Origin of the sequence: Streptomyces sp. NPDC088810 (assembly GCF_044750305.1) — a bacterium.
Taxonomy (GTDB): Bacteria; Actinomycetota; Actinomycetes; order Streptomycetales; family Streptomycetaceae; genus Streptomyces.
Genome location: NZ_JBIVJQ010000004.1, coordinates 654,910 through 666,330, shown reverse-complemented (window position 1 = coordinate 666,330; position 11,421 = coordinate 654,910). Strand labels below are relative to the sequence as shown.

At 71.0% G+C, this 11,421-nt stretch carries 12 protein-coding genes and 1 rRNA gene; 10 read left to right on the top strand and 3 right to left on the bottom strand.

All coding sequences use genetic code 11. The annotated features are described in order from the left end of the window. The 10 genes from rrf to ACIP4Y_RS17740 form a co-directional block, all read left to right on the top strand. Positions 1 to 93, top strand: a 5S ribosomal RNA gene (gene rrf / locus ACIP4Y_RS17785); the annotation flags it as partial. Positions 94 to 152: 59 nt separating this feature from the next. After that, positions 153 to 797 carry an HAD family hydrolase gene (locus ACIP4Y_RS17780; protein ID WP_401393889.1) on the top strand — a complete coding sequence of 215 codons (645 nt, stop codon included), beginning with the start codon at positions 153 to 155 and terminating at the stop codon, positions 795 to 797. A gap of 92 nt (positions 798 to 889) precedes the next feature. Next, complete coding sequence (locus ACIP4Y_RS17775; protein WP_401393886.1) at positions 890 to 1,603, top strand: VC0807 family protein; 714 nt, start codon at positions 890 to 892, stop codon at positions 1,601 to 1,603. 86 nt (positions 1,604 to 1,689) lie between these two features. Further along, the gene (locus tag ACIP4Y_RS17770; RefSeq protein WP_401393883.1) at positions 1,690 to 2,907 is read left to right on the top strand and encodes an MFS transporter; all 1,218 of its coding nucleotides are present in this window, start codon (positions 1,690 to 1,692) and stop codon (positions 2,905 to 2,907) included. After that, on the top strand, positions 2,858 to 4,030 hold the full coding sequence (locus ACIP4Y_RS17765) for an acetoin utilization protein AcuC (RefSeq protein WP_401393880.1): 1,173 nt from the start codon (positions 2,858 to 2,860) through the stop codon (positions 4,028 to 4,030). Before ACIP4Y_RS17770 ends, ACIP4Y_RS17765 begins: the two co-directional genes overlap by 50 nt. Positions 4,031 to 4,110: 80 nt before the next feature. Next, the gene (locus tag ACIP4Y_RS17760) at positions 4,111 to 4,926 is read left to right on the top strand and encodes a phosphatase (RefSeq protein WP_358638216.1); all 816 of its coding nucleotides are present in this window, start codon (positions 4,111 to 4,113) and stop codon (positions 4,924 to 4,926) included. Between the two features lie 129 nt (positions 4,927 to 5,055). Beyond that, entirely contained in the window at positions 5,056 to 5,268 is a 213-nt protein-coding gene (locus ACIP4Y_RS17755; protein ID WP_121791081.1) for a helix-turn-helix domain-containing protein, read from the top strand. Between the two features lie 135 nt (positions 5,269 to 5,403). Beyond that, positions 5,404 to 5,502, top strand: a complete 99-nt coding sequence (locus ACIP4Y_RS17750) for a 30S ribosomal protein bS22 (RefSeq protein WP_003948845.1) — start codon at positions 5,404 to 5,406, stop codon at positions 5,500 to 5,502. 206 nt (positions 5,503 to 5,708) lie between these two features. Further along, complete coding sequence (locus tag ACIP4Y_RS17745) at positions 5,709 to 6,770, top strand: NAD-dependent epimerase/dehydratase family protein (RefSeq protein ID WP_401393876.1); 1,062 nt, start codon at positions 5,709 to 5,711, stop codon at positions 6,768 to 6,770. A 14-nt stretch (positions 6,771 to 6,784) separates the two neighbouring features. Continuing rightward, a complete protein-coding gene (locus tag ACIP4Y_RS17740; RefSeq protein ID WP_401393873.1) occupies positions 6,785 to 7,849 on the top strand; it encodes a lysophospholipid acyltransferase family protein in 1,065 nt (354 codons plus the stop codon). 58 nt (positions 7,850 to 7,907) lie between these two features. On the opposite strand, the gene ACIP4Y_RS17735 is transcribed toward ACIP4Y_RS17740, so the two are convergent. The 3 genes from ACIP4Y_RS17735 to ACIP4Y_RS17725 all read right to left on the bottom strand — a co-directional run bounded on the left by ACIP4Y_RS17735 (position 7,908) and on the right by ACIP4Y_RS17725 (position 11,395). Further along, positions 7,908 to 9,143, bottom strand: coding sequence for a DUF5667 domain-containing protein (locus ACIP4Y_RS17735; protein WP_358638210.1), 1,236 nt, complete (start codon positions 9,141 to 9,143; stop codon positions 7,908 to 7,910). A 236-nt stretch (positions 9,144 to 9,379) separates the two neighbouring features. Next, positions 9,380 to 10,159, bottom strand: a complete 780-nt coding sequence (locus ACIP4Y_RS17730) for an ECF subfamily RNA polymerase sigma factor, BldN family (protein WP_358638208.1) — start codon at positions 10,157 to 10,159, stop codon at positions 9,380 to 9,382. Positions 10,160 to 10,474: 315 nt separating this feature from the next. Beyond that, a complete protein-coding gene (locus ACIP4Y_RS17725) occupies positions 10,475 to 11,395 on the bottom strand; it encodes an HAD-IB family hydrolase (RefSeq protein WP_358638206.1) in 921 nt (306 codons plus the stop codon). Positions 11,396 to 11,421 lie beyond the last annotated feature (26 nt).

The window sequence follows — 11,421 nt, the reverse complement described above, 5'->3', positions numbered from 1 at the left end:
ACGCCCGGTTACATTCCGAACCCGGAAGCTAAGCCTCACAGCGCCGATGGTACTGCAGGGGGGACCCTGTGGGAGAGTAGGACGCCGCCGAACAATTCTTGAGAAAGCCCCCGCACTTCGGTGCGGGGGTTTTCTGCGTTTAGGGTGACTCCATGCGCTACGACCTCGTCATCTTCGACAACGACGGTGTCCTCGTGGACAGCGAGCCCATATCCAACCGGCTCCTGGCCGCCTATCTGACCGAGTTGGGGCACCCCACCTCCTACGAGGACTCCATCCGCGACTACATGGGGTCGGCGATGCACCGGATCCATGAGCTGATCCTGGAGCGGACGGGACAGCGGCTGCCGGCGGAGTTCGACGAGGTCTTCCACCGACGGGTGTTCGCCGCGTTCGAGCGGGAGTTGCAGCCCGTGCCCGGGGTGACCGGCGTACTGGAGAAGCTGGCCGCGGACGGAGTGCCGTACTGCGTGGCCTCCTCCGGGAGCCATGCGCGGATCCGGGTCGGGCACCGGACGACCGGCCTCGACCGGTGGTTCCCCGAGGAGCGGATCTTCAGCTCGGAGGACGTGGGGCGGGGGAAGCCGGCGCCGGACCTGTTCCTGCACGCGGCCGGGCGGATGGGGGTGGCCCCCGAGCGGTGCGTGGTCGTGGAGGACTCCCCACTGGGCGTACAGGCGGCCGTGGCGGCCGGGATGGACGTGTACGGGTTCACCGCGACGACACCGGCGGCGAAGCTCGTCGGCGCCGGCCAACTCTTCAACAGCATGGGCGAGTTGGCCGACCTGCTGGTATGACCCCGGTCGGCGTGCCGCGCTGACATTTGTCATGCGGAGCACCGGACGATCGTTTCTACTGCGGGACCCCGCCCGGGCGCGAAGCTGAGGGCATGACGAAGAACACGGGGAACCAGGACCGGCAGCCGAGCGTGCTCGACAACTTCAAGCCGCTGCTCATCGATGTGGCGGTGCCGCTCGGCTCGTACTACCTCTTCAAGGACGCCTTCGGGATGAGCACGTTCGCGGCGCTCGCCTGGAGCAGCGTGGTACCCGCGGTGCGGACGGTGTGGGCCCTGGTGAAGGAGCGCGCGACGAATGCGCTGGCGGGTCTCATCCTCGTCGTGAACGTCGTCTCGCTGCTGCTGAGCTTCGTCTCCGGCGACCCGCGGCTGATGCTGGCCAAGGACAGCGCGGTCAGCAGCACGGTCGCCATCGGGATCCTGGTCTCCGTCCGGCTCGGGAAGCCGATGATGACCGCGGCCATGAAGCCCTTCGTGGTGAAGGGCGACGCGGCCAAGGAAGCAGCCTGGCAGCGGCTGATGTCCGGGTCGGCGGCCGGGTCGGCGGCTTTCCGGTCCCGGGAGCGGGCGTTCTCCGTGGTGTGGGGGGTGGCCCTGCTCACCGAGTGCCTCGTGCGGGTCGTGGGTGCGTACACCGTCCCGGTGGACACCATGGTGTGGCTGGGCTCCGTCATCATGATCGCTGCGATGGCGGTCGGGTTCGTGGTCAGCGGTGGGCTGGCCGTCGGACCGATGGAGCAGATGCTCGCGGCCGAGGTGGAGGCCGGCCGGGCGCAGCGGCCCACGGTGGCCGTCGCTGCCTGAGCGCGGATCAGGAACGCTGAAGTTGAGGGAAATTCACCTTTGGCTGGATCTACCCACAGGTAGCCCGGGGCCCTACTCTCGCCGCCATGACTGATGTGCTGCGGCGCGGTAGGGCCTCGCTGGCGTTCGGCTTCTTCGCCCAGGGCGTCGCCTTCGCCCTGCTGGTGACGCGGATCCCGGCCATCCAGGACCGGTACGGCGTCTCCGACGCGCTGCTGCCGGTCTTCCTGGCCGCCGTGCCGATCCTCGCCGGTGTGGGCAGCGTGACCACCGAGCAGCTGGTGAAGCGGATACGGCCCAGCCGGCTGCTGCGCTGGTCCCAGCCGGTGGTGCTGCTGGCACTCCTCGGCGTCGGGGCGGGCGGGCACGGGCAGGTGGCGGGGCTCGCGGTGGCGCTGGGCGTCTTCGGCCTGGCGGTGGGGGCGCTGGACGCGTCCATGAACATGCTCGGGGTCAGCCTCCAGCGGTCGTACGGGCGCAGCATCATGCTCAGCTTCCACGCCGTCTACAGCCTGGGAGGGATCCTCGGGGCCTCGCTGGCGTGGGCCGGGGCGCACTGGCACCTGGCGCTGTGGGTGTCGTACCTGCCGGTGGTGGCCGTGCTGCTGCCGGCGACGCTGGTGGGCAGCCGGTGGTACGTCGACGGGGGGCCGGCCCCGGCGGCGCAGGAGAGCGGAGAGCGCGGGACCGTCGTCTTCAAGCTGCTGCTGCCGCTGTGCCTGGTGATGACCTTCGCCTACATCGGGGACTCGACCGTCTCCAACTGGAGCGCGAAGTACCTGAAGGACGTGCTGGGCAGCTCGGAGCAGCTGGCGACCGTGCCGTACAACGTGTACATGGTGACCACGCTGGCGGGGCGGTCACTCGGGGACCTCGGGGTACGGCGGTTCGGGGCGGCTGCGGTCGTACGGCTCGGGGCGCTGGTCGCGGCCGGCGGGTTCGCGGTGGTGGCCGTGGCGCCCGGCGCGTGGGTGGGGATGCTCGGGTTCACCCTGCTGGGGCTGGGTCTGTGTGTGCTGGTGCCGCAGACCTTCGCGGCGGCCGGGCGGCTGTTCCCGCACGCCTCCGATGCGGCGATCGCGCGGCTGAACATCTTCAACTACGTGGGCTTCCTGATCGGTTCGCCGTTGGTGGGGGCGCTCGGGGACGCCTGGAGCTATCGGGGGGCCATGCTTGTGCCGATGGTGTTGGTCCTGGTGACACTGGGGTACGCCAGGTCGTTCGCCGCTCAACCGGACCGATACGGTGGCGGGCATGAGCGGCCGCGCACAGCTGATGTGGGACGAGGCAGTAACGGGCTATGACTTCGGTCCGAACCATCCGATGGATCCGGTCCGGCTGGAGCTGACCCGTCGGCTGGTCGGTGCCTTCGGGCTCGACCGGGAACTGGAGATCGTCGCGGCCAAACCGGCCGGCGAGTCGACGCTCCGGCTGGTCCACCGGGAGGACTACATCGACGCCGTGAAGGCTGCGTCGGCGGATCCGGCGGGGGCGGACGGGTCGTACGGGCTCGGCACGGTCGACGATCCCGCGTTCGCCGGGATGCACGAGGTGTCCGCGCTGATCGCGGGCCAGTCGGTGGGCGCGGCCGAGGCGGTGTGGCGGGGGGACGCCGAGCACGCCGTGAACTTCGCGGGCGGGCTGCACCACGCGATGCCGGGCGGGGCGTCCGGGTTCTGTATCTACAACGACGCCTCGCTCGCGATCGCCCGGCTGCTGGAGCTGGGGGCCGAGCGGGTCGCCTACGTGGACGTCGACGTGCATCACGGGGACGGGGTGCAGGCCGCGTTCTGGGAGGACCCGCGGGTGCTGACGATCTCGCTGCACGAGCACCCCCGTACGTTGTTCCCGCAGACCGGGTGGCCGGAGGAGACCGGGGCGGGCGCTGGGGAGGGGGCCGCGGTCAACGTGGCGCTGCCGGCCGGGACCGGGGACGCGGGGTGGGTGCGGGCCTTCCACGCCGTGGTGCCGGAGCTGCTCGCGGAGTTCCGGCCGCAGGTCCTGGTCAGCCAGCACGGGGCCGACACGCATTTCGAGGACCCGCTCGCGCATCTGGCGGTCTCGCTGGACGCGCAGCGGGCGGTGCAGGTGGCGTGCCACGAGCTGGCGCACGAGTACGCCGGCGGCCGGTGGGTGGCGCTGGGCGGGGGCGGGTACGCGGTGGTGGACGTCGTACCGCGGTCCTGGACGCATCTGGTGGGGATCGCGGCGGGCAGGCCGGTGGCGCCGGAGGCGATGATCCCGGAGGAGTGGCGCCGGGAAGTGTTCGCGCGGACCCGGCAGTTGGGGCCGCAGCGGATGACGGACGGGCGGTGGCCGGTGGGGTACGGGGCGTGGGAGGACGGCTACGATCCCGCCGACCGCGTCGACCAGGCCGTGCTGGCGACGCGGCGGGCGGTGTTCCCGCTGCGGGGGCTGCTCCCCTGAGGGGGCGCCCATTAGGCCAACCGTGCGGAATTCCTCTGTTTCCGCCCCGGCCCCGCCCCCCGTCGGCCACCATCGCATCCGTGTGGACCGCCGCTCGTCTCCGTGCGCATCTGGTGGCCGCTCGGCTGGCCGGGGTCGTGGCGACGCCGCGGGAGGACAGTCTGCGCAGTTATCGGCTGTTCGCCGCCCGGGATCCGCGGGTGCTGATCGGGCTCGATCCCGAAGGTGCCTGGCAGGTCCGGGACTTGCTCGGGTTGATGGCGGACAGGTGTGGGGTTTCGGCCGATCCGCAGTACACAACCGGACGGGATGTGATCGATCCGGACCGGACGCTCGCCGCCCTGGACGCTTTCGCGGGGCGGATCCGGGAGGCGGCCCGGCGCGGTGCGCCCGTGCTGCTGGGCACCGGGCACCCGCATCGGCTGCTGGGTTTCTACGCCGGCCTCGCGGACGCTTTGTCGGCGGCAGGATGTGAAGTCCTCACACCGGCGCAGGGTCGCTGTGTCGACATATTGACCCGGTTCGGTCTACGTACCCATCGCCTCGACTACGTACGAGGGGTTGCCCTGGTGCGGGAACCGGCGAGCGGGCGCCCCGGTTGTGAGCCGGGCTCCCACACCCACTCGCCTCTCCCGGTTCGGGTCGTGCTGGACGCCGCGGCGGAGGCCGGCGGGCCACTGCCCGAGCTGGTCGTCGGGGACCACGGCTGGGTCTGCGGTGCAGGTCAGCTGGGGTTCGAGGCCATCGGGCTGGCCGACACCGACGATCCCGCGCTGTTCGTGGGGGAGGCCGAGGGGCGGGTGTCCGTCGTCGTTCCGGTTGATGACGCAGTGCGGTCTGCTCACTACGGACCGCTGACCCGCTACGTGCTCAATCGAGCGTGTCTGTCACGGTAGGCCGCCGATGGGTGCACCTCTTCCCCACTCGCATCACCCGCCCCTAGTCTGGGGAGTGAGCACGCAACGACGAAGAGTCACCGGAAGGGGAAGCCGGTGGCCGTCGAGTGCGGAAGGTTCAGGTGTGTCATGGCTGCAGCTGGCGAGAGGCCTCTGAACGAGGTTCAGTTCCTTACCGTGGCGGAAGTCGCCTCGGTGATGCGAGTGTCGAAGATGACCGTGTACCGCCTGGTGCACAGCGGTCATCTGCCCGCGATCCGGGTGGGACGGTCGTTCCGCGTCCCGGAGCAAGCGGTACACGAGTACCTCCGCGACAGCTATGTGGGGGTGGAGACGGCCTGACGGCTGCCCCCGGATGACCCGGGGGTGCCCCTCGATTACGACCTCGGCGCTCGGTTGGGTAGGCTAGCCCCTCGTAGGTCGTGTGGGCCCATGGCGCCCAAACAACCGAGTGATGAGAAGTGAGCGAGGGTAGTCGTGGGCTCTGTTATCAAGAAGCGGCGCAAGCGGATGGCCAAGAAGAAGCACCGCAAGCTGCTCAAGCGCACGCGCGTTCAGCGCCGCAACAAGAAGTAGGCGGCGCACGCGAGAGCGTGGCAGCTGTGGCCCTCCACCGACACCGGTGGAGGGCCACAGGCATGTTCCGGCGGTCCCGGCATATTCCGATGGGGGAATTTCCGTCACCTCACGCACCTGGGGTCATCACAGCGCAACGTCGACCGGCTAGGTTGGCCGCACACGGGAACGCGGGATACCGGTTACGCGGAAGGAAGGCGCTGATCTTGGGAAGGATCGTGCTCGTCACCGGAGTGGCCCGGCAGCTGGGCGGCCGGTTCGTACGGCGGATCCAGCGGGACCCGGAGGTCGACCGTGTCATCGCGGTGGACGCGGTACCGCCGGCCCACCATCTGGGTGGCGCCGACTTCATCCAGGCCGACATCCGGCAGCCGACGATCGCCCGGGTGCTCGCCGAGACGGGCGCCGACACGGTCGTCCACATGGACGTGACGGGGACGGCGCTGGGCGGCGGCAGCCGGGCCACGGTCAAGGAGACCAACGTCATCGGCACCATGCAGCTGCTCGGTGCCTGCCAGAAGTCGCCGACCGTGCGGCGGCTGGTGGTGAAGTCCAGTACGAACGTCTACGGTTCGGCCCCGCGTGATCCGGCCGTGTTCACCGAGACGACCCCGCCCAAGTCGCTGCCCAGCGGCGGCTTCGCGAAGGACGCCGTCGAGGTGGAGGGGTACGTGCGCGGGTTCGCGCGGCGGCGGCCGGACGTCGCCGTGTGCGTGCTGCGGTTCGCCAACATCCTCGGGCCGGCCGCGGACACCCCGCTCGCCTCGTACTTCGCGCTGCCCGTGCTGCCGACCGTGTTCGGCTACGACCCGCGGCTGCAGTTCGTGCACGAGGACGATGTGATCGAGGTGCTGCGGATCGCCTCGCACGAGCCGCGCCGGGGCACCCTCAACAGCGGCACCTTCAACATCGCCGGGGACGGCGTGCTGCTGCTCTCCCAGTGCTCCCGGCGGCTCGGACGGCCCACCGTGCCGTTGCTGCTGCCCGCGGTCACCTGGGCCGGCTCCCTGGTCCGTACGCTCGGTATGACGGACTTCTCGCCGGAGCAGATCCGGCTGCTCACCCACGGACGGGTGGTGGACACCGTCCAGATGCGCGAGACGCTGGGCTTCACGCCCCGCTACACGACGGCCGAGGCCTTCGCGGACTTCGCGCGCGGCCAGGCCCCCGGGCTGCTGCCGCCGCAGACCCTCGCGGGGGCCGTGGACCGGCTCGCCGCGCTGACCGCGAAGGCAGGCGGCCACCCCCAGACGCACGGCGCCAACTGAGGAGAGCGGCAACGATGGCGGACGCCAAGGTCATTCCGTTCGACGACGACCGGTCCCGCGGGAGCGCCGCACAGCGCCCGGCGCGGCGCCGGAGCGCGGGCATCCGGCGCGGCGCGCTCGGGGAGCCGGGCGAGATGGGGGCCGTGCAGCCCCTGCCGGGCCGGGAGCGGGCGCAGGATGATGGGCCTGTGAACCGCGAGGAGGAGCCGCTGGAGCCGTCGGGCACCGACGGGCGGGACGGCGGCCTGGAGCGGCGGGTGGCGGCCGGGCTGGCCTTTCTGCGGCGCCGGCTCACCGGGGACTACGAGGTCGACGACTTCGGGTACGACGAGGAGCTGACCGACCAGGTCCTGATGTCGCTGCTGCGGCCGGTGTACGACAAGTACTTCCGGGTCGAGGTAAAGGGCGTCGAGAACATCCCGGCCGAGGGCGGGGCGCTGATCGTCGCCAACCACTCCGGGACGCTGCCGCTGGACGGCCTGATGATGCAGGTGGCGGTGCACGACCACCATCCGGCCGGCCGGCATCTGCGGTTGCTGGCGGCCGACCTGGTCTTCGTGCTGCCGGTGGTGAACGAGCTGGCCCGCAAGCTGGGGCACACGCTGGCCTGCGCGGAGGACGCGGAACAGCTGCTGGGCCAGGGCGAGCTGGTCGGGGTGATGCCGGAGGGCTTCAAGGGCATCGGGAAGCCGTTCAGCGAGCGGTACAAGCTCCAGCGGTTCGGCCGGGGCGGCTTCGTCTCCACGGCCCTGCGGCAGGGCGCGCCGATCATTCCGTGCTCGATCGTCGGGGCCGAGGAGATCTACCCGATGATCGGCAACGCCAAGACGCTGGCCCGGCTGCTGGGCTTCCCGTACTTCCCGCTGACGCCGACCTTCCCGTGGCTCGGTCCGCTGGGCGCGATCCCGCTGCCCACCAAGTGGACGATCCAGTTCGGCGAGCCGATCCCGACGGACGGCTATCCGCCGGAGGCGGCGGAGGATCCGATGCTGATGTTCAACCTCACCGACCAGGTGCGGGAGCAGATCCAGCACACGCTATACAAGCTCCTGGTGCAGCGGCGGTCGGTGTTCTTCTGACGCGCCGGGGGCGCCCCTGCTCGGAAAGGGGCGCCCCCGGCGCCGTGGCCGTACCGCGCTAGTCCGCGTCCTGCCCGTCGATACCCAGGCCCGGGAGCAGGTCCGGGATGAGCGGCGGGATGGTGACGTCCGGCTGGCCCGTGGGGGACTTGCCGGCCGACGGGGAGCTGCCCTCCGACCCGGTCCTCGGCGGGTCGAGCAGGCCGCCCGTGTCGCCGCCGATGAGCCCGTCACCGCTGCTGCCGGTGGCCGGCCCGCTCGGGGTGCCCGTGCCGCTGTGCTTGCCGGCGGACGGTGTGCTGCCGGAGGAGCTGGGCTCGGTGGACCGGTGGCTGCCGGAGGAGCCGGTGGACGCCGGGCCGGAGCTGCCCGGGTGTCTGCCGTCGCCCGGCGGTGCCGGTGGCTGCGGGAGCAGGGACTGCAGCGGGGCGACCTCTTCGTCTATGGCGTCGAAGACCGAGGACACCTGCTGTTTGACGTCGCCCAGCTGGACCGGCAGCTTGTCGCTGAGCGCGCTCCAGGCCTCGCGGTGGGATCTGGAGAACGCGGACAGCGCCTGGATGGGACCGAGGGAGTCCGGGTCGGCCGCGTAGGCCGCGTGGAGCAGCCGGTGGCCCTCGGTGACGTCGTGCTGCATCCCGGCCAGGGTGCGGCGGATCTCGCCGATGGACTCGTGGTCCAGGTGGCCGCCCCGGCCGCGCTCCAGCAGCCGCCGGGCCTCGCTCAACCGGGTGGAGGCCTGGTCGAGGTAGGTCTGGCCGCGCTGGTCGTCGCCGTCGGTCAGGTAGTTGAGCTTGAAGTCCTCGATGCCCCGCTTCAGGCCGTACAGCGAGTCGCCGGGCAGGGCGTCGGAGCTGGCGGCGGCGACCCCGCCGAAAGCCCCGGCGGCCACGCCCACGCTCAGCCCGCCGGCCGCGAGGCCCTTGGTCAGTCTGGTGCGCGGGCGGAGTTTGCCCAGCGGGCTCGCCCGGTGCGCGCCCCTGGCCCGGTGGGACCGCTGTTCCGGTACCGACGCATCCGCCGCCCCGGTTCCCTCCTGGAGCATGGCCTCCATCGCGGCCACCAGTTGGGCCCGTTGGACGACCTTGACCTCCGGGTCGAGCTGCGGCTTGGGCAGTGCGCCGAGATCCGCCGTCAGGGCCAGCAGCGTGCCCCGTTCGGTGTGTTCCTCGGTGGCCGGCGGTGATTCCGCCGGTGCTACGGACTGCTCGGCCGCCGTGTCCCGGTCGGACTGCTCCTCCAGGGCCTGGGCGAAGGCGTTCGCCCGCCGGTGCGCCGATACGTTCGCGATCACTGGCGGCACCTCCTCTCGTCATGACGGTCGACTCCCCAGGGGGTCCTGAGGGTTGCACGCCCATGACCACTTCCACACGATCGAGCGATCAGGGTCGGCCAGGACGTGACCACAGGGAGCCTGTATCCCGCACAACGACTGGCGCGGCACTTGGGTTACGGACGGCGGATGAACGGATCAGAAAGGCAACGTTGCTTCACTGTAAGTGAGTTGGTCGTCACCATGGGTGGCGTGGTTCAGCGGGCGTCGTCCGGCAGCAGCCGGGCGAGGGTGCGTACGGCGCGGTACTGGAGGGTCTTGATGGCGCCCTCGTTCTTGCCCATGACCCGGGCGGTCTCGGCGACCGAGAGGCCCTGGAGGAAGCGGAGCGTCACGCACTCCTGCTGCTGCGGGTTGAGCCGCCGTACGGCTTCGAGCAGGGCGGCGTTCGACAGGGACTCCAGGACGGAGTCCTCCGGGGAGCGCTCGACCTCGTTGGCGTCGAGCATCTCGCCGGTGGTGACCTCCAGCCGGAAGCGGCTGGACTTGAAGTGGTCGGCGACGAGGTTCCGGGCGATCGTGACCAGCCATGCGCCGAAGTCGCGGCCCTGCCAGGTGAAGGTGCCGATCCTTCTGAGCGCCCGCAGAAAGGTCTCGCTGGTGAGGTCCTCGGCGGTGGCCCGGCCGCCCACGCGGTAGTAGATGTAGCGGTAGACGGTGTCGCTGTACTGGTCGTAGAGCCGCCCGAAGGCCTCGGCCTCCCCCGCCTGGGCGCGTTCGACCAGGTCCATCATCCGGGCGCTGTCGCTGTCGGCGGCTGGCCGGCGGGCGGTGGCCCCGCCGGTGGCACGCCCTCGTCTGCCGACGGCGGCGCTGCCGTCGGCCAGTGCGTAGCACGGGCCCGCGGGCGCGGCGGCGGCGAAGGCCGGGACGGCGTACGCGGTGGGGACGAAGCCGCGCAGCGTCTCTTTGACCGTCGCGATCCTTGCGCGCAGCGTAGCCAGGCCCGAGGCGTCAACCCCGACGTGTGGGTACACGGGACTCCCAGAGGCAGAGCTTCCATCACGTGCAGTGCGGGACCTTTCACCCGTCGTAGCGACGGAGGGGTACCGGTTTGCGTCTGAGGAGAATAACGCTTCGTGCAGGCACTGCTACACCGAGTTGCTCAAATCGTCGATTGCGTCGCTTCTATAACCGTTTGATGCCGGGTCAAGTGCCGCAAGATGATCGGTTGTTGACCGGAACGGTGCCGGTTTCGGTGAGGTACAGGGCGTGTTGAAGTGGCCGCGGCATAATTCGTGCGCGCGGGACCGGAGTGGGACGCAGAGGTGCGGCGGATGCGGCGGATGCGGCTATCGGCGGCGTCGGCTCAGGGCGATGGCCGCCGCGGTGCCGCCGGCGACCGCGCCCACGCCCGCCGCGGCCGGGATGCCGACCCTGGCGGCCTTGCGGCCGGTGCGGTAGTCGCGCAGGCGCCAGTCCTTCTCGCGGGCGTGCCTGCGGAGCTTGGCGTCCGGGTTGATGGCGTAGGGGTGGCCGACCAGGGACAGCATGGGGATGTCGTTGTGGCTGTCGCTGTAGGCCGCACAGCGGGAGAGGTCCAGGCCCTCCGCGGCGGCCAGCGCGCGCACCGCCTCCGCCTTGGCCGGCCCGTGCAGCGGCTCGCCGACCAGCTTGCCGGTGTAGACACCGTCGACGGACTCGGCGACCGTGCCGAGCGCGCCGGTCAGGCCGAGGCGGCGGGCGATCACCTGGGCGATCTCGACCGGGGCCGCGGTGACCAGCCACACCTTCTGGCCGGCGTCCAGGTGGGCCTGGGCGAGGGCGCGGGTGCCGGGCCAGATGCGGTCGGCCATGTACTCGTCGTAGATCTCCTCGCCGATCGACTCCAGCTCGGCGACCCGGTGGCCCTTGACGATCGACAGCGCCGAGTCGCGGGCGTCCTGCATGTGCTCGGGGTCCTCGACGCCGGCCAGCCGGAACCACGCCTGCTGCCACGCGAACTTGGCGAGGTCGCGCGTCTCGAAGAACTTCCGCTTGTACAGTCCCCGGCCGAAGTGGAACAGCGCGGCGCCCTGCATGACCGTGTTGTCGAGGTCGAAGAAGGCGGCGGCCCGGTCGTCACCGAACACCGGGAACTGCGGTTCCTCCGGCGTGGCGCGCGGGGTCTCCTGCGAGGACTTGCGGGCGGCCTCCGCCGAGGCCTCGCCTGCCAACACGCTCCGCGCCGTGGCGGAGCGCCTACGGGGAGTGAGCCATCCGAGAGCGGCCATGACGTGAGCATAGCCAGTCTGTTCGG